The sequence below is a fragment of the Polynucleobacter ibericus genome (genome assembly GCF_018687955.1).
GTDB lineage: Bacteria > Pseudomonadota > Gammaproteobacteria > Burkholderiales > Burkholderiaceae > Polynucleobacter > Polynucleobacter ibericus.
This window is the reverse complement of record NZ_CP061309.1, coordinates 1,157,233-1,180,611: the sequence shown is the minus strand read 5'-3', so window position 1 is coordinate 1,180,611 and position 23,379 is coordinate 1,157,233. Positions and strand designations below refer to the sequence as shown.

At 46.8% G+C, this 23,379-nt stretch carries 19 protein-coding genes; 14 read left to right on the top strand and 5 right to left on the bottom strand.

The features are described 5' to 3' along the window. Positions 1-13: 13 nt before the first annotated feature. Both chrA and fabI read right to left on the bottom strand, forming a co-directional pair. Positions 14-1,342, bottom strand: coding sequence for a chromate efflux transporter (chrA, locus tag AOC20_RS05990; RefSeq protein ID WP_215359303.1), 1,329 nt, complete (start codon positions 1,340-1,342; stop codon positions 14-16). Next, entirely contained in the window at positions 1,339-2,124 is a 786-nt protein-coding gene (fabI, locus tag AOC20_RS05985; RefSeq protein WP_072583474.1) for an enoyl-ACP reductase FabI, read from the bottom strand. Before fabI ends, chrA begins: the two co-directional genes overlap by 4 nt. 50 nt (positions 2,125-2,174) lie before the next feature. Between fabI and AOC20_RS05980 the strand changes: the two genes are divergently transcribed. The 5 genes from AOC20_RS05980 to AOC20_RS05960 all read left to right on the top strand — a co-directional run bounded on the left by AOC20_RS05980 (position 2,175) and on the right by AOC20_RS05960 (position 8,571). Further along, positions 2,175-4,043 (top strand): extracellular solute-binding protein, encoded by a 1,869-nt coding sequence (locus AOC20_RS05980; RefSeq protein WP_215359301.1) that lies wholly within the window; start codon positions 2,175-2,177, stop codon positions 4,041-4,043. 11 nt (positions 4,044-4,054) lie between these two features. Next, complete coding sequence (locus AOC20_RS05975) at positions 4,055-5,119, top strand: microcin C ABC transporter permease YejB (protein ID WP_215362222.1); 1,065 nt, start codon at positions 4,055-4,057, stop codon at positions 5,117-5,119. Then, positions 5,116-6,141 (top strand): ABC transporter permease, encoded by a 1,026-nt coding sequence (locus AOC20_RS05970; protein WP_215359298.1) that lies wholly within the window; start codon positions 5,116-5,118, stop codon positions 6,139-6,141. Before AOC20_RS05975 ends, AOC20_RS05970 begins: the two co-directional genes overlap by 4 nt. Beyond that, positions 6,138-7,775, top strand: a complete 1,638-nt coding sequence (locus AOC20_RS05965) for an ABC transporter ATP-binding protein (RefSeq protein WP_215359296.1) — start codon at positions 6,138-6,140, stop codon at positions 7,773-7,775. Before AOC20_RS05970 ends, AOC20_RS05965 begins: the two co-directional genes overlap by 4 nt. Before the next feature lie 148 nt (positions 7,776-7,923). Further along, positions 7,924-8,571 carry a C40 family peptidase gene (locus tag AOC20_RS05960; protein ID WP_215359294.1) on the top strand — a complete coding sequence of 216 codons (648 nt, stop codon included), beginning with the start codon at positions 7,924-7,926 and terminating at the stop codon, positions 8,569-8,571. A 9-nt stretch (positions 8,572-8,580) separates the two neighbouring features. Here the strand turns inward: AOC20_RS05960 and AOC20_RS05955 are convergent, their stop codons facing one another. From AOC20_RS05955 to AOC20_RS05945, 3 genes are all read right to left on the bottom strand, one after another. Beyond that, complete coding sequence (locus tag AOC20_RS05955) at positions 8,581-8,853, bottom strand: BrnA antitoxin family protein (RefSeq protein ID WP_215359292.1); 273 nt, start codon at positions 8,851-8,853, stop codon at positions 8,581-8,583. Beyond that, positions 8,831-9,106 (bottom strand): BrnT family toxin, encoded by a 276-nt coding sequence (locus tag AOC20_RS05950; RefSeq protein ID WP_215359290.1) that lies wholly within the window; start codon positions 9,104-9,106, stop codon positions 8,831-8,833. The genes AOC20_RS05955 and AOC20_RS05950 overlap by 23 nt, the downstream gene beginning before the upstream one ends. 66 nt (positions 9,107-9,172) lie before the next feature. After that, positions 9,173-10,096, bottom strand: a complete 924-nt coding sequence (locus AOC20_RS05945; RefSeq protein ID WP_433915448.1) for a patatin-like phospholipase family protein — start codon at positions 10,094-10,096, stop codon at positions 9,173-9,175. A gap of 187 nt (positions 10,097-10,283) precedes the next feature. On the opposite strand from AOC20_RS05945, the gene scpB reads away from it, so the two are divergent. The 9 genes from scpB (at position 10,284) to AOC20_RS05900 (ending at position 23,366) form a co-directional block, all read left to right on the top strand. Then, positions 10,284-11,000, top strand: a complete 717-nt coding sequence (gene scpB / locus AOC20_RS05940) for an SMC-Scp complex subunit ScpB (protein WP_215359288.1) — start codon at positions 10,284-10,286, stop codon at positions 10,998-11,000. A gap of 6 nt (positions 11,001-11,006) precedes the next feature. Continuing rightward, positions 11,007-12,812, top strand: coding sequence for a pseudouridine synthase (locus AOC20_RS05935; protein WP_215359286.1), 1,806 nt, complete (start codon positions 11,007-11,009; stop codon positions 12,810-12,812). A 173-nt stretch (positions 12,813-12,985) separates the two neighbouring features. Then, a complete protein-coding gene (gene rimP / locus AOC20_RS05930; RefSeq protein WP_215359284.1) occupies positions 12,986-13,477 on the top strand; it encodes a ribosome maturation factor RimP in 492 nt (163 codons plus the stop codon). Continuing rightward, positions 13,474-14,955, top strand: coding sequence for a transcription termination factor NusA (nusA, locus tag AOC20_RS05925; protein WP_215359282.1), 1,482 nt, complete (start codon positions 13,474-13,476; stop codon positions 14,953-14,955). Before rimP ends, nusA begins: the two co-directional genes overlap by 4 nt. Positions 14,956-14,968: 13 nt before the next feature. Then, positions 14,969-17,728 (top strand): translation initiation factor IF-2, encoded by a 2,760-nt coding sequence (gene infB / locus AOC20_RS05920; protein ID WP_215359280.1) that lies wholly within the window; start codon positions 14,969-14,971, stop codon positions 17,726-17,728. A 5-nt stretch (positions 17,729-17,733) separates the two neighbouring features. Then, positions 17,734-18,114: a 30S ribosome-binding factor RbfA gene (gene rbfA / locus AOC20_RS05915; protein ID WP_215359278.1), complete on the top strand. Its 381-nt coding sequence runs from the start codon at positions 17,734-17,736 to the stop codon at positions 18,112-18,114. A 3-nt stretch (positions 18,115-18,117) separates the two neighbouring features. Beyond that, positions 18,118-19,026, top strand: a complete 909-nt coding sequence (gene truB, locus AOC20_RS05910; RefSeq protein ID WP_215359276.1) for a tRNA pseudouridine(55) synthase TruB — start codon at positions 18,118-18,120, stop codon at positions 19,024-19,026. A 70-nt stretch (positions 19,027-19,096) separates the two neighbouring features. Beyond that, positions 19,097-20,914 carry a translational GTPase TypA gene (gene typA / locus AOC20_RS05905; RefSeq protein WP_215359274.1) on the top strand — a complete coding sequence of 606 codons (1,818 nt, stop codon included), beginning with the start codon at positions 19,097-19,099 and terminating at the stop codon, positions 20,912-20,914. A 103-nt stretch (positions 20,915-21,017) separates the two neighbouring features. Continuing rightward, positions 21,018-23,366 (top strand): Tex family protein, encoded by a 2,349-nt coding sequence (locus AOC20_RS05900; RefSeq protein WP_215359272.1) that lies wholly within the window; start codon positions 21,018-21,020, stop codon positions 23,364-23,366. Positions 23,367-23,379: the final 13 nt, after the last annotated feature.

Here is a 23,379-nt window from a genome sequence, read left to right as displayed (position 1 = left end):
TCTTGTGAAAAACTCACCCCAGCAAAATAGAGGTGTAATGAAAGAGCAATCCAGCTAGGGCTGAGCCGCCTAATACCGATAGAACACCTTTTTGAAACTTAAATAAGGCCAAACCAGCTAGAGCGCAGATCAGGACAGAGATCCAAGAAATAGAGCCACTAAAGCCTCTGGGTAAAAAGACGTAATAAGCAAAAAATAGTCCCAGGTTGGCAATGACGCCTACAACAGCAGCTGTGATTGCTGTGAGTGGGGTGGTAAAGCTGACCTTGCCGTGGGTTGATTCAATAAGAGGCCCACCTACTAAGATAAAAAAGAAGGAGGGCAAGAAAGTAAACCAAGTGGCTACGCAGGCACCAATCACACCAAACCAAAATGGATTGCTATTGCCAATGAGATATTGAATATGTCCAGCAAGATAGCCCACAAATGCAACCACCATGATCAGTGGACCAGGTGTAGTTTCACCAAGGGCTAAGCCATCAATCATTTGGTTAGCACTGAGCCAATGAAACTGCTCGACTGCGCCTTGGTAGACGTATGGAAGTACGGCATAGGCACCGCCAAAAGTTAGAAAGGCGGCCTTAGTAAAGAACCAGGCGATGTTCACATACAAAGTCTTCCAGCCAAAGATGGCTACTAAAGCGCCAATAGGAACTAGCCAGCAAGTAAACGCTACTAGGCTATGGCGTATCGTTTTTACATAAGAAAATCTCGCATGTTCAGGAGTGGGTGTGTGATCATCAATGATGGCGCTGCCATATTGTTTTAATTCTTTTGCGCCGTGCCCACTGCCTTGCTGGAAATATTCCGGGTAGCGTTTGCCTCCCCAGTAACCAATAGCAGCAGCGATGGCAACAATAATTGGAAAGGCGAGATTCAAAACAAAGATCGCCAGAAAAGATCCTAACGCAATCCACTTTAATGCTTGGTTATGAAGGGTGCGTTTACCAATGCGCACGGCTGCATGCAAAACAATGGCAACCACTGCAGGCTTAATACCAAAAAAGATCGCTGCAATCCAAGGCACCTGTCCAAAGGTGAGATATATCCAAGACAAACCGATCAAGATGAACAAGGAAGGAAGTACAAAAAGTGTGCCTGCCAAAATGCCACCCCAGCTGCGGTGCATAAGCCAGCCAATATAAGTTACTAGTTGCTGGGCTTCTGGACCTGGAAGCAGCATGCAGTAGTTGAGCGCATGTAAAAAGCGCCGCTCAGAAATCCAGCGACGCTTCTCGACTAACTCTTGATGCAGGACGGCTATTTGTCCTGCAGGTCCACCAAAACTAATGAAGCCTAGCTTGGCCCAAAACTTCAGGGCTTCGCGTAGTGGAATACTCAAACTTCATCCATTCCGCCGACTACTTGGCTAAAGCCGTTATCAACATAAATGATTTCAGCGGTAATGCCGTTTGCTAAGTCAGACAATAAGAATGCGGCAGTGTTACCCACATCATCAATCGTGACGTTGCGACGGAGTGGCGCTGTTTCTTCAACGGCTTGCAAAATTTTTCCGAAGCCTTTGATACCTGAAGCTGCCAGGGTTTTAATCGGGCCAGCAGAGATGCCGTTAGCACGAATACCTTTAGGACCTACTGAGCCAGCGAGGTAGCGAACGGAAGCCTCAAGTGAAGCTTTTGCTAAGCCCATGGTGTTGTAGTTAGGAACATTCTTCATCGATCCCAAATACGTCAAAGTGAGTAATGAAGATTTGTCACGCAACATTGGGAGCGCTTCTTTTGCCATTGCAGGGAAGCTGTAAGCAGAAATGTCATGCGCAATCTTGAAGCCTTCGCGAGAAAGACCTTCTAGAAAATCACCCGCAATCGCTTCACGTGGGGCAAAACCAATCGCATGGACAAAACCATCAAACTGGGGCCAAGATTTGGCTAAATCCTTAAAAAGAGCGCTGATTTGCTCATCACTGCCTACGTCACAATCAAAAATCAGTTCGGTATTGAATTCTTTAGCAAAATCAACAATGCGGTCCTTAAAGCGCTCACCCACATAGGTAAAGGCTAATTCAGCACCTTCGCGGTGGCAGGCCTTGGCAATGCCATAGGCGATAGAGCGGTTGGAGAGGAGTCCGGTGATGAGGATTTTTTTGCCGGTGAGAAAGCCCATGTTGTGTCCTTTGCTTCAAATATGATTAGCTATCTACAATTGTTGCATATATGCCTACCTTAAGACCCATTCACCAAATTGCCCATTTCTTGCTGCTAGCCCTGCTAGTAGGGCTTGGAGCCAATGTAGTTCAGGCAGGGCAAGGTATTTCGCAATACGGCAAACCTAAGTATCCCGAGGGATTTGCCCATTTTGATTATGTAAACCCCAATGCACCTCGAGGCGGAACCCTGGTTTTGCCAAATCCCGGTCAAAGAACCAGTTTCGATAAATTCAATCCATTTACTCTCAGAGGTATCACCGCCCCAGGGATTGATTTGATGTTTGAATCTCTGGCAGAAGGAAGTGCGGATGAAGTTTCCAGTATTTATGGATTACTGGCGGACGATATTCAGGTAGCCAAAGATCGCAAGTCCGTCACTTTCCATATTCGTGCAGAAGCCAAATTTTCGGACGGTAGCCCCGTGCTGGCTGCTGACGTTAAACATAGCTTTGATACTTTGATGAGTGGGAAAGCACACCCGCGTTACAAAACAACTTTTGCAGATATAAAAGAAGCAGTTATTTTGTCGGATCGATCTATTCGTTTTGATTTTAAGAATGACAATGCCGAGCTTCCCATCTTGGCAGGAACTTTTCCAGTCTTTTCGCGTAATTGGGGTAAGCAGCCAGACGGATCGATTATCCCGTTTGAAAAGTTAGCCTTTAATGCGCCATTAAGTAGCGGCCCTTACTTGATTGAATCCTTCAAAGCGGGCAAATCGATTGTCTACAAAAAAAATCCGAATTATTGGGCCGATCAATTAAGTAAACCGCTGAATATCCGCGTTGGCTTTTATAACTTTGATCACGTGCTCTATAAGCTCTATAGCGACGATGCTGTCAGGCTCGAAGCCTTTAAGGCAGGGGAGTTTGATGCCCTGGTGGAGTATCGCGCCAAGATCTGGGCCAAAGGATATGTGGGTTCTAAATTTGATAAAGGCATTCTTCTCAAGAAAGCATTCCTGAATCACAACGGTGCTGGCATGCAAGGCTTTGCTATGAATGTACGTCGACCCATCTTCAAAGATGCGCGCGTGCGTGAAGCTTTGGGGTATGCACTTGATTTTGAATGGCTCAATCGCCAAATCTTTTTTGATCAGTACGGTCGTATCAATAGTTACTTCACTAATAGTGATTTAAGCGCCAACTTTGATGGCCCCCGTAAGCCAACGGAGGCTGAGCTGAGATTGCTCAAGCCCTTAAAAGCAAAATATCCCCAGTGGGTTCCGGATGCCGTCTTTGGGCCTATGCCAGCAGCGCCATCTACCAAGCCTCCAGGTAGCCTGCGTCAGAATTTGAAGAAAGCGCGTGAACTTCTCATGCATGCTGGTTGGCAATATCGTGACGGCGCTTTGCGAAATGAAAAGGGCGAGCCGTTTCGCTTTGAGATTGTGGAAGATGGTGGATTCTTCCTAAGAGTGATTTCTGCATATGTGCGTAACCTCGAGAAATTAGGGGTGCAGGTGGATATTCGGACTAGCGACTTTGCCTTGCATCAAAAGCGTATGAATGAATATGACTTTGATATGACGACCGTGCGTTTTCAGGACTCGCAGAATCCAGGGAATGAACTTTGGGATCGTTTTGGCAGTCAAGCTGCCAAAGAAAAGGGCTCCGATAATGTCATTGGTGTTCAATCGCCAGTGGTTGATGCTCTAATCGAAGAAATTACTAAAGCCCAAAATCGTGAACAGTTGACAACCGCAACAAGAGCGCTGGATCGAGTCTTATGGAATAGTTATTACGTAGTCCCTCAGTGGTACAACCCAACACATCGTGTTGCATTCCGTCATGAGATGCGCTACCCGGAGCCTCCTTTGTATTACTCGGCTGAGCTCTGGATCATGCAAAATTGGTGGAAAGAAGAGACTAAATAATGCAAGGTCAAATGCGCGCCTATATTTTTAAACGCTTGCTCTTGATGATTCCAACCATCTTGGGGGTACTAACACTTACCTTTGCAGTTGTGCAATTTGTCCCTGGTGGCCCCGTAGAGCAGATGGTTTTGGAGTTAAAAGGGAAGGGCGGCGCTGCTACTGGCGGTTCTGAGTCTTCGGGCTCTGGCGCAACGTATCGCGGTCGTCAAGGTGTTGATGCTCAGCGCTTGGAAGAGGTTAAAGCTTTATATGGTTTTGATAAGCCACCGCTCGAGCGATACTTCATGATGTTAGGTCGTTTTGCAAGATTTGATTTGGGACAAAGCTATTACCAGCACCAAAGCGTTTGGACTTTAGTGGTCTCTAAATTACCAGTGTCTATCAGCATTGGTCTATGGACCTTCTTCATTACCTATTTAGTATCCATCCCGCTGGGTATTGCTAAAGCAGTACGCGATGGCTCACGTTTTGATGCGATTACTAGCAGCATGATTCTGGTAGGTTATGCGATTCCTGGATTTGTTTTAGGTGTTTTGTTGCTGGTGCTCTTTGGGGGTGGAAGTTTCTTGCAGCTATTCCCGCTACGCGGGCTGACTTCAGACAACTGGAGTGATCTGAGTTTGATCGGTAAGGTCATGGATTATCTGTGGCATTTGGTATTACCAATTACCGCTTCAGTTCTCGGTAGTTTTGCAGTGGTCACCATGTTGACGAAGAACTCTTTCTTGGAAGAGATTCGCAAGCAATATGTGTTAACGGCTCGTGCGAAAGGCCTCACTGAGAAACAAGTGCTGTGGAAACACGTATTCCGCAATGCACTCTTACCGCTTGTGACCGGTTTCCCAGCCGCATTTATTGGCGCTTTCTTTACCGGATCCCTGTTAATTGAGACTCTATTTTCATTAGATGGACTAGGCTTGTTGTCATACGAGTCAGTTATGCGTCGTGATTACCCAGTAGTGTTTGGCACTTTATATTTGTTTACGCTGATTGGCTTATTTACCAAGTTAATTTCTGACCTTTGCTATGTTTATGTAGACCCACGCATTCAGTTTGGTGCGGGAGGCGGTTCATGAGTCGTTGGCAGCGCTTTAAGAATAGCCGGATGGGATATGCAAGCCTATGGATTTTCATGATCCTGTTTGGTTTATCCATGTGCGCAGAGTTCATTGCAAATGATAAACCTTTGGTAGTTCGTTATGAGGGGCGTTTTTATTTCCCGATTGTGAAGAGTCAACCTGAAACTGTTTTTGGCGGCGACTTTGCTACACCTACAGATTTCTTGGATCCTGATATTCGTCAGAACATCACTAGCAATGGCAATTGGGCAATCTACCCACCGATTCACTATAGCTATGAGACGCTGAACTACTTCTCTAAAGTTCCTAATCCAGCGCCACCTTCCTTGGAGAACTGGTTAGGTACTGATGATCGTGGTCGTGATGTGCTTGCCCGTCTGATTTATGGCTTTCGCTTGTCTATTCTCTTTGGTCTAGCACTTACCTTTGTTGGGGTGACTGTGGGCATCATCACGGGATCTCTGATGGGATTCTTTGGCGGTAAGTTTGACTTGGTCTCGCAACGACTGATTGAAATATGGTCTGCTATGCCCGAGCTGTACTTGTTAATTATTTTTGCTTCTATCTTTAATCCCAGCGTTTCATTGCTGATTATTTTGTTGGCCGCTTTCGGTTGGATGGGTTTATCGGATTATGTCCGCGCAGAATTTTTCCGCAACCGTGCCTTGGAGTATGTTCGTGCAGCACGCGCATTGGGTTTGACCAATGTGCAAATCATGTGGCGTCACATTCTGCCCAATAGCTTGACACCAGTAATTACTTTTTTGCCATTTCGCATGAGCGCTGCCATCTTGTCTCTAACAAGCCTGGACTTTTTGGGATTAGGCGTTCCTCCAGGAACACCAAGCCTGGGTGAATTACTCTCCCAAGGCAAAAGTAATTTAGATGCTTGGTGGATTTCTTTATCTACCTTTGTAGTCTTGGTTGCCACTTTGCTGTTATTGACTTTTATGGGTGAGGCCTTGCGCAATGCCTTTGATTCTCGTAAAGCTGGCTTGATGAGTGGAGGCCGCTCATGAGTTTGCTACGCTACGAAGACCTTTGCATCTCTTTTGGTTCAGGCCGCCGTGAAAAGTTTGCCGTTAATCACCTCAATTTAGAAATTGGTATCGGTGAGCGTGTGGCTCTGGTGGGTGAATCAGGCTCAGGTAAGACCTTGACTGCCTTGGCACCATTACGACTCGAGCCAGAAGGCGCCAAAGTTTCCGGAAAGATTCTGTGGAATAAAAAAGACGGGAAGGGCACAGTAGATTTACTCTCGATGTCTATGCAAGATATTCGTGAGGTTCGTGGCCGCGAAATTGCCATGGTCTTTCAGGAGCCAATGACTGCACTCAATCCTCTGTTTACAGTTGGCAACCAAATTATTGAAGCAGTACAAATCTACCAACCCTTGATCTCCAAGGCGGATTCGATTGATGCTGCTATCGACTTACTCAGAAAAACCGGTATTCCCGAGCCTGAGCGTCGCTTTCATTCTTACCCCCATCAACTCTCTGGTGGTCAACGACAGCGCGCCATGATTGCAATGGCATTGGCATGCAAGCCGCGCCTACTGATTGCGGATGAGCCAACCACTGCTTTGGATGTGAGCTTGCGTTTGCAAATCTTGGATTTATTAAAGGAGCTCCAAGAAGAATCTAAAGATCATGGCGGCATGGGAATCCTGCTGATTACGCATGATCTCAATATGGTGAAACATTTTGCACAACGTGTAGCGGTCCTGAATCAAGGCAACCTATTGGAGTCTGGACCAACTAAGCAAGTATTTGAACATCCTGAAGATCCCTATACGCGCGCTTTGGTCAACAGTGAGCCTGTGCGTGACTTAGCGCCACTCATGCCTTTGGCCCCAGTGCTGTTAAAAACGGAAGAGTTGTCCGTTGCTTATCCAAGTTCAGAGTCAGTTTCTTGGTTTAAAAAAGCGCCCCCCCATAAAGTGCTAAAAAAAGTCAGCTTTGCATTAAAGCAAGGCCAGACTATTGGCGTGATTGGTGAGTCTGGCTCTGGTAAGACAACATTGGGTATGGCTGTGCTGGGTTTACTGGGCGATTCCTCTGCGGAGGTAACGGGTAATGTTGATGTGCTTGGCAGTGATTGGCAAAAATTAAAGCCAATTGAGAGACGTGCAATGCGTTCTAGTTTGCAGGTGATTTTTCAAGATCCCTTTGGATCGCTGTCACCACGCATGAATGTCTTGCAAATTATTTCCGAAGGTTTGGATGTGCACTTCCCGAAACTCTCTACTGCAGAACGTGAGACTCGTGTAGTTGATATGCTCAAAGAAGTGGGGCTTGATCGTTCGGCGCTGTTACGTTACCCCCATGAGTTTTCTGGTGGACAACGCCAACGGATTGCCATTGCACGCGCATTAATATTACGACCACAAATTTTGGTTTTGGATGAACCAACTTCTGCATTAGATGTTTCTATTCAAAAACAGGTGCTGGCACTTCTTACTGAGTTACAGAAGAAATACAACTTGGCCTATCTCATGATTAGCCATGATTTAGCGGTGATTCGGGCAATGTCCCATGAGGTGATGGTTCTCAAGGATGGGAAGGTGGTGGAGTTTGGTGATACCGAAACCCTCATTAAGCATCCCCGTCAGATATATACCAAAGAGCTATTTGCAGCTGCTGAGCTCACTTAAAGTGGGGTAGGGCGAAAGCTAAAACCCCTCTAATATGGGCTAAATTGGTGCATCTGCCCTCGTTTAATGCAAAATTATGTTTATAAACAATGACTTAAGTCTATATTCAAGACTTGGTGAAATATGGGTTCTTTGTTAAACTGATCTGATGTCATTGAAAAAAGCACTGTTTTCAAAAGTACTGGGCCTGAGTTTGGGTGCTCTTATCTCTGTATCTGCCTATGCGGCCGATCCAGCGGTTGAGGCATCTGCGGAAGCTGCGGTTCCAAAAGAAAGCATGTTCCAAGCAGGGCGTTCATATATTGCCCGCGTATCAGATCGCTTGGCTGATACCGTCACTGGAAAATCAGAAGAGTTGATTAACCGCGCTATGGAAGTGATTGGTGTGCGTTACCGCTGGGATACAGAACTGCCGCAGTCCGGTTTGGATGGCAGCAGTTTTGTTGGTTATGTATTCAAAGATAAGCTTGGTTTTTTACTGCCGCGCAAGTCAACTCAAATGAGTCGTGTTGGTAAGCCGATTACCCGCGAAGAATTACAGCCGGGCGACCTCGTATTCTTTAACACCATGCGCCTCACTTTTTCTCATGTGGGAATCTATGTGGGCGATAACAAATTCATACATTCGCCATCTAAAGGTACGAATGTACGTGTGGATGATCTCGGCAGTCTTTACTGGGACAAACGTTTTGATGGTGCACGTCGCTTAGACGGTAGCGATAGTCTCAATGACTCCGAGCGTCAAGAGTTGCTAAATGAAGTAAAAAATCTTAAGCGTAAGTCACGCAATCTATAAGTAAGCACCTTAAACAAGCGTGTGCTCTTGAAGCCATTGCTTAAGTGCCAAATCAATTTTAGTTTGCCAGCCATCACCAGTAGCTTTAAATGACTCAATCACATCTCTAGATAAGCGAATAGTCATAGAAACTTTTGTTGGCTTGGCTTGGGGTCCCCTTGATTTGCGGGATGCCAATTTTTCTTGTAACGATTTTGGAAGAGAATTAATCTTTTTGGAAGATTTTATCTCCGCAGCAGTCCATTCGAAGTCGTCTTGATCACGCTTTATTTTTTTGTTCATAACTTTCAATCTCTCGTTTATTTGCTTTCCTAAAGCTAATCACTGGAATTCCTTTTATCGTTTCTGTAAACACCAACGCATGCAGTCTGCTGCCTAAATATCCAAGGGTGCATCTTCGAATTTCCCCGTAGTTTTTTCTTTTATCAATTGCGAAGTTTGCTGTTTCAAAGTCGAACTCCCTTACTTCCTCAAATGAAAGATTACGGTGTCGAATGTTGTGCAGGTTTTTTGATTGGTCATAGGTAATCTCCATACATCAAATTGTAACTACAATTAGATGTATGGAACCATACCACGACAACAAATGGGGATTAAGCGCCTAGCTTTTGAGCTTTTCTTTAATTAATCCCATTTGCTCTTGTGCTGCGGCTTCACCAGCAAGGATGGCTGCATTTCTGGATTTGAAATCACCACCACCCATTTGCTTAAGTTGCGGCTGAATCACAATATCGGCGCTCTTTAATTCATATTGATTGATGCTTCGCTGCATGATGGAGATGGTCTGCTGTAACACGCCGAGAGTTCCGCTGGCATCTTGATGAACTGGTTCAGAAGAGATGTTCACTGCGATCACTAAGGTTGCGCCCATCTGTCTGGCATAACTGACTGGTACTGGTGCCACTAATCCACCATCTACATATTCTTTACCGCTGATGACTGCCGGCTGAAATACGCCTGGCACGCTACAAGAGGCGCGCACCGCTAAGCCAGTGTTACCAGTCCTAAACAGAACACCTTTGCCTGATTGCAATTCAGTAGCAACAATTCCCAAGGGAATACGCATTTGTTCAATAGATTTATTTTGTACTTCACGGTTGACCATGTTTTGTAGGGCATCACCTTTGATAAGGCCGCCAAAGCGTCCCGCAAAGGGCAGACCCCAGTCAGCAATTGTGGCTTCATCCAGACTCAGAGCCAGGCGATTGAGGTCATTGCCTGTGGCTCCTGAGGCCAATAGGGCGGCAATGACACTGCCTGCACTACTTCCAACGACGATATCTGGTCGGATACCTTGAGCTTCTAAGGCCTTAATGACTCCCACATGGGCAAAACCTCTTGCAGCGCCTGCTCCCAAAACCAAGCCAACTACCGGTTTTTTATTACCTATGAGGCTGCAAGAGCTTAGGCCGGCACCCCCGATAAGCGCTCCCATGCCAATGCCAAGACTCAGAAGTCTACGGCGCTCCATGGAATCTGGGGTACTAGGCACTAACAAAGGGGATTTGGTGGAATTCTTATGCATATAGCTATTGTATTGAGCCTACCTTATAATGGGTGGAAGGTGAACGAAAAGGACTTCGTTTCAGCGCGGACATATTCCAATAAGAACTGATGAGATGGATTGTCCGTAGTCGCTAGAGAACACCAAAACCCATTACTAAATACATTTTTAAAGCCTAATCAGGATTACTCCTGGTAGCCCGAATTTTATGGACGATCACAATAAGCGTGTAATTGAAACAGCCCTCCTGTGCGCACAGGAGCCACTCACCGTTGCTGATTTGTCTCGTTTATTTATTGAAGACATCACTACGGCAGATATCGATGAGGCATTGGTCGAGCTACAGCGCACTTGGGATGACAAAGGCATGGAGTTGGTGCATATCGCAACCGGCTGGCGTTTTCAGAGTCGCCTTTCGATGCGCGAGTACCTTGATCGCCTCACACCAGAAAAGCCGCCAAAGTATTCACGTGCTGTGATGGAGACATTAGCCATCATCGCCTATCGTCAGCCAGTAACCCGTGGTGAGATTGAAGAAATTCGTGGTGTTGCAGTAAGTAGCAACGTCATGAAGCAGTTAGAAGACCGTGGTTGGGTTGAGGTGATTGGCCATAAAGAAACCATTGGCCGACCAGGCTTGTACGCAACCACCAAACAGTTTTTGGATGATCTCAGTCTGACAAATTTACAAAGCTTGCCAATCTTGGAAGATGCTGCGCCAATGGCTGCTGCAGCGCAATTAGGTCAAGCAGTAATGGAGTTTGATCCATCCGCCACAGTAGAAACAGTCATCATTGATGCTGAAGCGCAAGAAGTAAGCGCAGCTGAAGAAGTAATGAAAGAAGAAGCAACTAACGAAGTTGCTCATGAAGCTACCGAAGAAGTTACCCCTGAGTCTGAAGATAAAGCAGACGAAACAAAATAATAATTAATGACAAGCTCTAACGAAAACGATTCATCCCCGGTAGTAAAACCATCGGCAACCCCCTCCAGTGCAGAAGCTACGCCATCCAATACTGATGGCGCAAAGTCTGAGGGAGGAGAGCGTGCGGAACGTGGCGAGCGTCGCCCCCGTCGTCAAGGTGCAGGTGGCACCAAACACCCTTTTAATAAGAAACGTCCATTCAACAAGGATAGGCCACGCCGCGAGGGTGGTGAAAGCAACGGTCCGCGTGAAGGCGGCAACAATCAAGGCAATCAATCTGCCAAGTTAGCTCCTAACCCAGCAGAAAGCGAAGCGTTGTTTGCTTCAGTAGTTTCTGGTGAGTTTGATGCTGCTTTGGATGCGCCTGAAGTTGAGGAAGTTAAAAATCCCGATGGTGTGAATGAGAGTGAGATCTCTCATCAAACTGGTGCAGAGCGTCGCGCACAACGCGCTCAACGTTCACGTGAAGATGATGATTCGGATGCGCCAACAGATGAAGAAATGAGTAGTCTGCAGTTTGCGAATGTGGATGATTTACCGCTTAGTTTGCGAGATGAAGTTTGGTCTGACCTAGATGGTCTAGATGACGATGCAGATGACGAAGATACCGTAAAGCTACACAAGGTATTGGCTGACGTCGGCATGGGATCCCGTCGCGATATGGAGGACTTGATTATTCAAGGGCGCGTATCGGTTAATGGATTACCAGCACATATCGGTCAGCGTATTGGACCAACTGATCAAGTTCGTATTAATGGCAAGCCGGTACATCGGAAGATTCAGACTAAGCCGCCACGCGTGATCATGTATCACAAGCCAGCTGGCGAAATCGTGAGTCAGTCTGATCCTGAAGGTCGTCCAACGGTATTTGATCGTTTGCCAAAGCCGCGTCAAGGACGCTGGATCGCAGTGGGTCGCTTGGACTTTAATACTGAAGGACTGTTGTTGTTTACTACTTCAGGTGAATTAGCCAATCGCTTAATGCATCCACGTTATGGTGTCGAGCGTGAATATGCTGTGCGTATTTTGGGTGACTTGAGTCAAGAAAATACAGCGCTATTAAAGAGCGGTATCACGCTTGATGATGGCCAAGCCAAATTCTTGCGCCTAGCAATGGGTGGTGGCGAGGGTGCTAATCGTTGGTACCACGTTGCCCTAACTGAAGGTCGTAATCGCGAAGTACGTCGTATGTTTGAGGCAGTTGGTCACGTAGTATCTCGCTTGATCCGAACTCGTTATGGCATTTTCTTATTACCTCCGCGCTTACGTCGCGGTAAATGGGAAGAGATTGAGGCCGGCGGCATCTATAACTTGATGAAGTCTGCGGGCTTAAAAATGCCACAGCCACAAGATAAGGGACGCAATCCTAATTCCAACTCTAATAATCGCGATCGTCGCCCTATGGGGGAAGACTTCCAACCAGATCCAATGCAAACCTCAGTTTCTTACTGGGGTTCTCGTGACGCCTTAACTCTCGCAAGCGGCCATAACGGCCTAACGCATCAGGGCAGAGGCGGCAAACCTGGCGGCGGCGGTGGTTCTGGTGAAGGGCGCGGTCCTTTCCGTGGTCGTACCCAGGGCGGCAGACCTGGTCAGGGGCAAGGCGGTAGAGGCGGTCAAGGTGGCCAGGGCGGGCAAGGTGGTCAGGGCCAAAACCGCAGTAAAGGTGCCAAAGTTCATCATGGACAGTCTGCTTTTGTGACTGCCAACCCCCAAAGCCCCGGAAATGGACCTAAAAGGGGAGCACCAAAAGGGCGCAAACCCTTTAATAAAGGGCCTAGAAAACCGCGCAATCCGGGCGAAAGCTTCTGATTTGTATCAGTTTTCTCCCAAATAGGCTATAATTTTGGTCTTACAGCAGGGTTTTGCTGTTTTTAGTGGTTACCGACTGATGTTGCGATCAACGTAAGTCGGCCTGTTCTGAATTTCGAGAATATGGGCTTTGAAGCCCATTTTTTTTTGCCATTTTGGTATGAAGGGGTGTCGTGAAGGATCAGCAGGTAATTTCTGCAGAGCTGGAAAACTTGGGTTACACGCTAGTAGAAATTGAGCGTGAAGCCGGAGGATTGCTGCGCGTCACGATTGAAAACCCGGATTACGAGCGCTTAATTAATGTTTTGGATTGCGAGAAGGTAAGTCATCAATTGAGCTACACCTTGCCAGTTGAAAACATTCCTTACGAGCGTTTAGAGATCTCATCTCCAGGATTGGATCGTCCAGTGAAAAGTGCTGCTGATTACGAGCGCTTCGCTGGTATGCAAGTAGATTTGAAGTTGCGTGTTGCAGTTGGTAACCGCAAGAATTTTCGTGGTGAGTTGCAAGGTTTGCTGAGTGGTGAATTAAATTCACCGGATGCAAAGTTTGGTTTGGTATTTGAGGGTGCTGATGGTCAGCCTTCTCAATTGGAGTTCTCTTTAGCCGAGGTCGATAAGACTCGGTTGGTCCCTGTTATTGATTTCAAAGGAAGAAAGTCATGAGCCGAGAAGTTCTCATGTTGGCAGACGCGTTAGCGCGTGAAAAGAACGTTGATCAAGCGATCGTATTCGAAGCGTTGGAGATGGCTTTAGCCTCTGCGACTAAGAAGCGCTACGCCACAGAAGACGTGGATATCCGCGTTGCGATTGATCGTGAAACTGGTGAATACGAAACCTTCCGCCGTTGGTTGGTTGTGCCCAATGAAGCCGGTTTGCAAGAGCCAGATAAAGAGATTTTGCAATTTGAAGCGCAAGAGCAACTCGCTGACATGGAAGTTGGCGACTATATCGAAGAGCAAATCGAATCTTTAGCCTTCGGCCGTATCGGCGCACAAGCTGCTAAGCAAGTGATCTTGCAGCGCATTCGTGATGCTGAGCGTGAGCAAATCTTGAACGACTACCTAGAGCGTGGCGAAAAAGTCATGACCGGTACCGTGAAGCGTGCTGACAAGAATGGTCTGATTATTGAATCTGGTCGTGTGGAAGCATTGCTGCGCCGCGATCAAATGATTCCAAAAGAGAACTTACGTTCTGGTGATCGCGTACGTGCTTACATCCTTAAAGTGGATCGTGAAGCACGTGGTCCACAAATCGAACTCTCACGTACTTGCCCAGATTTCTTGATCAAGTTGTTTGAGAATGAAGTTCCAGAAATGGAGCAGGGCTTGCTAGAGATCAAAGGCGCCGCCCGTGACCCTGGTGTCCGCGCAAAAATTGCTGTGATTACTTATGACAAGCGTATCGATCCAATCGGTACTTGCGTTGGTGTACGTGGCACACGTGTGACTGCAGTTCGCAATGAAGTTGCTGGCGAAGCAGTAGACATCGTATTGTGGTCTGAAGATCCGGCCCAGTTTGTGATTGGTGCTTTGGCTCCAGCCCAAGTGTCTTCTATTGTGGTTGACGAAGAGCGTCATGCCATGGACGTAGTAGTTGACGAAGAGAACTTGGCAATCGCAATTGGCCGCAGCGGACAGAACGTTCGTTTGGCGAGTGATTTGACTGGTTGGCAGATCAACATCATGACTCCAGAAGAGTCTGCTGAGAAAACTGAAAAAGAAGCATCTTCTGTGCGCCAGTTGTTTATGGACAAATTGGATGTAGACCAAGAAGTAGCTGATATCTTGATTGAAGAGGGCTTTAACACATTAGAAGAAGTGGCTTATGTGCCATTGTCTGAAATGTTAGAGATCGATTCTTTCGATGAAGACACTGTGAATGAGTTGCGTACTCGCGCACGTGATTCTTTGTTGACCATGGAGTTGGCAAAAGAAGAGCGTATTGGTGAAGTTTCACAAGACTTGCGCTCCTTAGAGGGAATGACAACAGAACTGATTGCTAAGCTTGCTGACAATCAAGTTCATACCCGTGACGACCTTGCTGAACTGGCTGTTGATGAGCTAGTTGAGGCGACACAAATTGACGAAGAAACTGCGAAAACGCTCATCATGAAAGCGCGCGAACATTGGTTTACTTCATGAGAGGAAGTAGTGCATGGCAACAACAGTAAAAGTACTCGCTAAAGAATTAAAACGTACCGCGCCAGACCTCTTGGAGCAGTTGAAGGCGGCCGGTATCGATAAGGGTTCTGAGGACGATAGCATTACCGAAAAGGACAAAACTGTCCTGCTTGAGCATTTGCAAAAAGCGCATGGCAGTGTAGATTCTGGTGCGCGCAAAAAGATCACCTTGATCAAGCGTGAGAGTTCAGAAATTCGTCAAGCAGATTCTGCAGGGCGCACTCGTACCGTGCAAGTTGAAGTTCGTAAAAAGCGTGTGCTCGTTAAGGCTGGAGAAAAAGCTCCTGAGACAGCAGTAGAAGATGCGCCACCAAAAGTGGCAGCAAAAGTAGCACCTGCTAAGCCAGTTATTTCTGAAGAAGAATTAGAGAAACGCGCAGCGGAAGCCACACGCCAAGCTGAGTTGTTGGCTCGCCAAGAAGCAGAGATGAAAGCGGCTGAAGAAGCACGCCAAAAAGAAGTCGCCGCTCCAGCGGTTAAAGAAGAGGCGCCTGTAGATGCGGCTCCAGCTGCTGCGGCAGCTGCTGCTGAGAAAAAAGCCGCAGCTGATAAGGCAGCTAAAGATTTAGCTGCAAGCAAAGAAAAAGAGTTAGCAGATATTCGTGTGCGTCGTGCCGCTGCTGAAGCAGAGGCATTAGCAATTCGCGACATGATGAGCGCTCCTGCTCGCATTCTGAAGGCACCAAGTGAAATTGCTGCTGAAGAAGCTAAAAAAGGTACCTTGCATAAGCCTGCAAAAGCTGAAGGTGCTGATGATAAGAAGAAGGCTGTTGCAAAAGTTGGCGGCAAGACCATTAAATCCGCTGAGACATCATCTACTTGGCAAGAAGAAGGCGCCAAGAAACCTGGCGGCTTAAAGACTCGTGGTGATTCATCTGGTGGTGTTGGTGGTTGGCGCTCAGGTGGCGGCCGCAAGAAGCAACGTCAAATTGCAGAAGCAAACGTAGATACCAACTTCCAAGTACCAACAGAAGCTATCGTGCGTGATGTTCACGTACCAGAAACCATTACTGTTGCTGAGTTAGCTCATGCAATGGCGGTAAAGAGCGCGGAAGTAATTAAGTTATTGATGGGTATGGGCCAGATGGTCACCATCAATCAAGTACTCGATCAAGATACGGCGATGATCATCGTTGAAGAAATGGGTCATAAAGCTTTTGCTGCGAAATTGGATGATCCAGATTTAGATTTGGGTACTGATGGTCATGATGCAGAGTTGTTGCCACGTCCGCCAGTTGTAACAGTGATGGGTCACGTTGACCACGGTAAAACTTCTTTGCTCGATAAGATTCGTGCAGCAAAAGTAGCTACTGGCGAGGCTGGTGGTATTACTCAGCATATCGGCGCATACCATGTGGAAACTCCACGCGGCATGATTACCTTCTTGGATACTCCGGGTCACGAAGCCTTTACGGCAATGCGTGCTCGTGGTGCCAAGGCAACCGATATCGTGATCTTGGTGGTAGCAGCTGATGATGGCGTGATGCCACAAACTAAAGAAGCGATTCACCATGCGGTAGCGGGTGGCGTACCTATTGTTGTGGCGATTAATAAGATTGATAAACCAGAAGCGAATTCAGAGCGCGTTAAAACTGAATTGGTTGCAGAGCAAGTAGTCCCTGAAGAATACGGTGGCGATGTGCCATTTATTCCAGTGTCTGCTAAAACTGGCGAAGGCATTGATGCCTTGCTAGAGAATGTACTCTTGCAAGCAGAAATCTTAGAATTGAAAGCACCGAAAGATGCTCCAGCGCAAGGATTAGTAATTGAAGCGCGCTTGGATAAAGGTAAGGGCCCAGTGGCTACTATCTTGGTTCAATCCGGTACGCTCAAACGCGGCGATATGTTATTGGCTGGCTCCACATTTGGTCGCGTACGCGCCATGATTGATGAAAACGGTAAGCCATGTAATGAGGCTGGCCCATCGATTCCGGTAGAGATTCAAGGTTTGTCAGAAGTTCCTGCGGCTGGCGAGTCAGTGCAAGTAGTTCCTGATGAGCGTAAGGCTCGTGAGATTGCATTGTTCCGTCAAGGTAAGTTCCGTGATGTGAAGTTGGCTAAACAGCAGGCATTCAAGCTTGAAACCATGATGGAAAACATGGAAGAAGGCGCTATTGAAGCCAAGTTATTACCACTCATCATCAAGGCAGACGTTCAGGGTTCACAAGAAGCTTTGGCTCAGTCATTAATGAAGCTTTCTACGCCAGAAGTGAAGGTGCAAATCGTTCACGCTGCAGTAGGCGGCATTACAGAAACTGACGTGAACTTGGCGGTTGCTTCTAAGGCGGTCATCTTCGGCTTTAACTCTCGCGCAGATGCAGCAGCGCGTAAGCTAGCTGAGAACAATGGCGTGGATATTCGCTATCACAACATTATTTATGATGCTGTAGATGAAGTGAAACTAGCCTTGAGCGGTATGTTGACTCCAGATAAGAAAGAAGAAATCACTGGTCTGGTTGAGATCCGTCAAGTCTTCTTGGTATCTAAAGTTGGCGCAATTGCAGGTTGCTTGGTGGTTGACGGTATCGTTAAACGTACTTCAAGCGTTCGTCTCTTGCGTGACAACGTGGTTGTTTGGACTGGTGAATTGGATTCTCTCAAGCGCTTCAAAGATGACGCTAAAGAAGTTCGTGCCGGTGTTGAGTGTGGCTTGTCATTAAAAGGCTACAACGACATTAAAGAGGGTGATCAGCTTGAAGTATTTGAAGTAACTGAAGTGGCTCGTTCACTCTAAGCAAGATGCACAAGACTAGTCCGCATCGTAACCAGCGTCTCGCCGATCAAATTCAGCGAGACCTGGCCGAGCTTATTCCACGTGAATTGCGTAGCTCTAGTTTGGGTTTGATTACTTTACAAAGTATTGAACTCACACCAGACTTGGCGCACGCTAAAGTGTTCTTTACCGTTTTAGGTGCCGAGCCTGAGCATGCTTTAAAAGCGCTACAAGAAAAAGCAGGGTATTTGCACTCTTTATTGTTTAAGCGTTTGCATATCCATACTGTTCCTACATTACACTTTCACTATGACAGCTCGATTGAGCATGGCATAGAGATGTCTCGATTGATCGATCAAGCGGTGGATAGTGACCGCAGCAGCGACGATAAAGACGAGACTAAGTAATTCATGGCTATTCGAATCGACGGCGTAGTGCTGCTAGATAAACCCGCCGGAATGAGTTCCCAAGGCGCGGTTACAGCTGTCAAGCGCGCATTTAATGCTGATAAAGCGGGCCATACAGGAACTTTAGATCCGATGGCAACTGGCTTACTCCCCATTTGTCTGGGTGAAGCTACTAAGTATTCTCAAGACTTGCTCGAAGCTGATAAGACTTATATTGCGCGAGTGAAGTTTGGTTCCCGCACAGATACTGGCGATGCTGAAGGCCTCACTATTGAAGAGTTGCCTTTGCCTGTTTTTGCAAGCGTAGCAGAAATCAAAACTGCATTAGATGCCTTGCTCCCAAAATTTACTGGTCCAATATCGCAGGTGCCGCCGATGTATTCCGCACTTAAGCGTGATGGCAAGCCTTTGTATGAATATGCTCGTGCTGGTGTTGAGTTAGAGCGCACTCCACGAGATATCACGATTCACTCTATTCGCTGGACAGACATCAATTGGCCTGAAGCCACTTTAGAGGTGAGCTGTAGCAAAGGCACTTATATTCGTGTTCTGGCTGAGGATATCGGTAACGCTCTAGGTTGTGGCGCGCATTTGGTAGGTTTGCGCCGTACCGAAGTGGGGCACCTTAACCTCGAGCAATCTTTTACGATCGAATCCATTCAAAGTGGCTTGCAAAATACTGCTGACTATATATTGCCTGTCGATGCGCTCTTGCAAACCTTGCCACACCTCACGGTGGATGAGCAACAAGCCAAGCGCCTAGGCATGGGACAGCGTGTACCGCTTAACTTACCCTCTATCGAAGCATTAGTCCGAATCTATCGCGCGACTGCTGCTCCCCATAACTTTATTGGTACTGCTGATTGGCGTTCTGGAGTTTTACATCCCAAGCGCTTAATTTCCAGCCATTAAATCATTTTGACTTATTTACTCACTAATCTTAATTAACCCGAATTTATATTCTTAACTTTAGAAGCTTCACATGACTAAACGCGCACTTCGTAACATCGCCATCATCGCCCACGTTGACCACGGTAAAACTACTTTGGTTGACCAACTCTTGCGCCAATCTGGCACATTCCGCTCTAATGAAAAAATGACCGAACGCGTCATGGACTCAAACGACTTGGAAAAAGAGCGCGGCATTACTATTTTGTCCAAGAACTGTGCGGTGGAGTATGACGGCACACACATCAACATCGTTGATACCCCAGGACACGCGGACTTCGGTGGTGAAGTAGAGCGCGTTCTCTCCATGGTTGACGGTGTATTGCTCTTGGTTGATGCGGTTGAAGGCCCAATGCCACAAACCCGCTTCGTTACCAAGAAAGCTTTGGCTTTAGGTTTGAAGCCAATCGTAGTGATTAACAAAGTTGACCGCCCAGGCGCACGTACTGATTACGTGATCAATGCCACTTTTGAGTTGTTCGACAAATTAGGCGCTACTGAAGAGCAATTGGATTTCCCAGTGGTGTATGCATCTGGCTTGAACGGTTATGCAGGCTTGACCGATGATGTGCGTGAAGGTGATATGCGTCCATTGTTTGACACCGTGTTAAAGCACGTGCCAGTTCGCGATGACAATCCAGAAGGACCTTTGCAGTTGCAGATTACCTCGATTGAGTACAGCACTTACGTTGGTAAGATCGGTGTAGGCCGCGTAAACCGCGGAACTGTTAAGCCTTTGATGGACGTTGTATTCATGGACGGTCCTGATAGCGTTCAGCGTAAAGGCCGTATTAACCAAGTATTGAAGTTCCGTGGCTTAGAGCGCGAGCTCGTAGATGAAGCACAAGCAGGTGACATCGTATTGGTGAACGGTATTGAAGATTTAGCGATTGGTACAACCATCTGTGCGCCAGACGTTCCAGAAGCATTGCCAATGCTCAAGATTGATGAGCCTACTTTAACCATGAACTTTATGGTGAACACTAGCCCATTGGCTGGCCGTGAAGGTAAGTTTGTGACTAGCCGTCAGATTCGTGAGCGTTTAGACCGTGAATTGAAGTCCAACATGGCTTTGCGCGTTAAAGAAACTGACGATGACACCGTATTTGAAGTATCTGGCCGTGGCGAATTGCACCTCACCATCTTGGTGGAGACAATGCGTCGTGAAGGTTATGAATTAGCGGTATCTCGCCCACGCGTTGTGTTCCATGAAGTAGATGGCGTGAAGATGGAGCCGTACGAGAACCTAACGGTTGACCTCGAAGATACAACTCAAGGCGCTGTCATGGAAGACTTGGGTAAGCGTAAAGGTGAATTGCTCGACATGGTGAGCGACGGTAAAGGTCGTACACGTTTAGAGTACCGCATTCCTGCGCGTGGTTTGATCGGCTTCCAAGGCGATTTCATGACTATGACTCGTGGTAACGGTTTGATGAGTCACACCTTTGACTCTTATGCACCAGCTAAAGACGGTATCTTGGGTGAGCGTCATAACGGCGTGTTGATTAGCCAAGATGACGGTGAAGCTGTTGCTTACGCATTGTGGAAATTACAAGACCGTGGCCGTATGTTTGTAAGTCCTGGCGATCCTTTATATGAAGGTATGGTTATTGGTATTCATAGTCGTGATAACGACTTGGTTGTGAACCCAATTAAAGGTAAGCAATTAACCAACGTTCGTGCCTCTGGTACTGATGAAGCGGTTCGTTTAGTAACACCAATCGCCATGAACTTGGAATACGCGGTTGAGTTTATTGACGATGATGAGTTGGTTGAAGTAACGCCGAAGAGCATTCGTATTCGTAAGCGCTACCTCAAGGAGCATGAGCGTAAAAAAGCATCACGCGATTAAGTTCACTCAAGCTGCACAACAAAAGTCACCTCCGGGTGGCTTTTGTTCTTCATTGAAATCAAATATCCATCAATATAAGTTAGATAAGTAAAAATAGATCCTCATGCTGCCATCCATTGAACAACGCCTTGCCCATGAACTTTCTGCCAAACCTGCTCAAGTTGCTGCTGCTATTGCTCTGATGGATGAAGGTGCAACAGTCCCTTTTATTGCTCGTTATCGTAAAGAGGCTACCGGCGGACTAGATGACACACAATTGCGTTTATTGGAAGAGCGTCTTAGTTATCTTCGTGAGCTAGAGGATCGCCGCAAAACCATCGTAGCTTCAATAGAAGAGCAGGGCAAGATGACGCCGGAATTGCTTAAGGCCATCATGCTGGCAGAAGATAAAACGCGTTTGGAAGATCTTTATTTGCCATACAAACCTAAGAGAAGAACTAAGGCCCAGATCGCATTAGAGGCAGGTTTGGAGCCTTTAGCGAATGATTTGCTAGCTAACCCTAATTTAGATCCTGAGATAGAAGCCGCCAAATATATTAAAGAAGCATTTGACGTAGAAGGGACAAATAACCCTGGAGTACCAGACACCAAAGCTGCTCTTGAGGGCGCACGTCAAATTTTGATGGAGCGTTTTGCAGAAGATGCTGCCTTAGTCCAATCTCTTAGAGAGTACTTACTAGATCACGGTATCGTTGAGTCCAAAGTAATTGCCGGTAAAGAGCAAGAGGGTGAGAAGTTCGCTGATTACTTTGATTACTCTGAACCAATTAAAGCCATTCCATCGCACCGTGCCTTAGCCTTATTTAGAGGTCGTCGCGAACAGATGTTGATGGTTAATCTGCGCTTAGATACTGAAGAAGAAAAGCCTAAATGGGATTCGCCACACAATCCTTGTGAAAACCGTATTGCCAATCATTTCAGGATTAAAAATGATGGTCGCCCAGCCGATGCCTGGTTAGCTGATACTGTGCGCTGGACTTGGCGCATCAAGTGCTCACTTCATTTGGAGTCAGAACTCATGACAGCATTGCGTGAGCGCTCAGAAACCGAAGCCATTAACGTGTTTGCTCGTAACCTGAAGGACCTTTTGTTGGCTGCACCTGCTGGCCCCAGAGTTACCATTGGTCTTGACCCAGGCATGCGCACTGGTGTGAAAGTAGCAGTGGTAGATGTCACTGGAAAAGTGGTGGATACCGAGGTCATTTACCCGCATCAACCCAAGAATGATTGGGCAGGTTCTTTGCATACCCTGGCTAAGTTGGCCGAGAAACATAACGCTACCTTAATCTCAATTGGTAACGGCACCGCGTCTCGCGAAACGGATAAATTGGCTCAAGAATTGATTAAAGCCAAACCAGAACTCAAGCTTACTAAGATTGTGGTCTCAGAAGCGGGTGCATCGGTGTACTCTGCCTCGGAGTACGCCTCAAAAGAATTGCCTGGCATGGATGTGTCATTGCGTGGTGCAGTATCTATCGCAAGAAGACTTCAGGATCCATTGGCTGAGTTAGTAAAGATCGATCCAAAGTCGATCGGTGTGGGCCAATACCAACACGATGTGATGCAAACCCAATTGGCTAAATCACTAGTAGCAGTAGTGGAGGATTGTGTAAATGCTGTCGGCGTAGATGTGAACACTGCTTCAGCACCATTGCTGGCAAGGGTTTCAGGGCTGAGCTCTACAGTGGCTGAAGGCATTGTGGCTTACCGTGATAGCAAGGGTGCATTTAAATCGAGGGCAGATCTCAAGAGTGTGCCTCGTCTTGGTGATAAGACCTATGAGCAAGCTGCTGGTTTCTTGCGCATCATGAATGGCGATGATCCATTAGATGCTTCTGCAGTCCATCCAGAATCCTATCCTTTGGTAGAGAAGATTCTGAAAGATATCAAGAAGGGAGTGAAAGAAGTCATTGGCGATGCAAGTTTGCTGAAATCACTCTCGCCAGAAAAATATGCTGATGGCCAGTTTGGTGTGCCAACGGTTACAGACATCATTAAGGAATTAGAAAAGCCAGGCCGCGATCCTCGTCCAGAATTTACCACCGTTACTTTTAAAGATGGCGTTGAAAAAATCAGTGACCTTAAGACAGATATGGTTCTGGAGGGTGTGGTTACCAATGTAGCCGCCTTTGGTGCTTTTGTAGATATCGGCGTTCATCAAGATGGTTTAGTCCATATTTCTGCGTTATCGAATACCTTTGTTAAAGATCCGCACAGCGTGGTCAAGGCAGGTCAGGTTGTGAAAGTAAAAGTGCTTGAGGTAGATGAAAAGCGCAAGCGTATTGCTTTAACGATGCGTTTAAGTGATGAGGCTCCAAAAACCTCCAAGCCAGAGCAAAGGGCGCCTAACCGTCCTAAGACACAAGATGTCAGAAAGCCACAAGAGGATCGGCGCTCAGCACCTCCAATTAATAATGCAATGGCAGCAGCATTTGGCAAGCTAAAAAAATAGTAGGATCAATAGA

Bases quoted from the DNA above. Each gene is read 5' to 3' on its own strand.
- fabI (WP_072583474.1), bottom strand. From the start codon at position 2,124: ATGGGCTTTCTCACCGGCAAAAAAATCCTCATCACCGGACTCCTCTCC.
- AOC20_RS05980 (WP_215359301.1), top strand. From the start codon at position 2,175: ATGCCTACCTTAAGACCCATTCACCAAATTGCCCATTTCTTGCTGCTA.
- AOC20_RS05975 (WP_215362222.1), top strand. From the start codon at position 4,055: ATGCGCGCCTATATTTTTAAACGCTTGCTCTTGATGATTCCAACCATC.
- AOC20_RS05970 (WP_215359298.1), top strand. From the start codon at position 5,116: ATGAGTCGTTGGCAGCGCTTTAAGAATAGCCGGATGGGATATGCAAGC.
- AOC20_RS05965 (WP_215359296.1), top strand. From the start codon at position 6,138: ATGAGTTTGCTACGCTACGAAGACCTTTGCATCTCTTTTGGTTCAGGC.
- AOC20_RS05960 (WP_215359294.1), top strand. From the start codon at position 7,924: ATGTCATTGAAAAAAGCACTGTTTTCAAAAGTACTGGGCCTGAGTTTG.
- AOC20_RS05955 (WP_215359292.1), bottom strand. From the start codon at position 8,853: ATGAACAAAAAAATAAAGCGTGATCAAGACGACTTCGAATGGACTGCT.
- AOC20_RS05950 (WP_215359290.1), bottom strand. From the start codon at position 9,106: ATGGAGATTACCTATGACCAATCAAAAAACCTGCACAACATTCGACAC.
- AOC20_RS05945 (WP_433915448.1), bottom strand. From the start codon at position 10,096: ATGCATAAGAATTCCACCAAATCCCCTTTGTTAGTGCCTAGTACCCCA.
- scpB (WP_215359288.1), top strand. From the start codon at position 10,284: ATGGACGATCACAATAAGCGTGTAATTGAAACAGCCCTCCTGTGCGCA.
- AOC20_RS05935 (WP_215359286.1), top strand. From the start codon at position 11,007: ATGACAAGCTCTAACGAAAACGATTCATCCCCGGTAGTAAAACCATCG.
- nusA (WP_215359282.1), top strand. From the start codon at position 13,474: ATGAGCCGAGAAGTTCTCATGTTGGCAGACGCGTTAGCGCGTGAAAAG.
- infB (WP_215359280.1), top strand. From the start codon at position 14,969: ATGGCAACAACAGTAAAAGTACTCGCTAAAGAATTAAAACGTACCGCG.
- rbfA (WP_215359278.1), top strand. From the start codon at position 17,734: ATGCACAAGACTAGTCCGCATCGTAACCAGCGTCTCGCCGATCAAATT.
- truB (WP_215359276.1), top strand. From the start codon at position 18,118: ATGGCTATTCGAATCGACGGCGTAGTGCTGCTAGATAAACCCGCCGGA.
- typA (WP_215359274.1), top strand. From the start codon at position 19,097: ATGACTAAACGCGCACTTCGTAACATCGCCATCATCGCCCACGTTGAC.
- AOC20_RS05900 (WP_215359272.1), top strand. From the start codon at position 21,018: ATGCTGCCATCCATTGAACAACGCCTTGCCCATGAACTTTCTGCCAAA.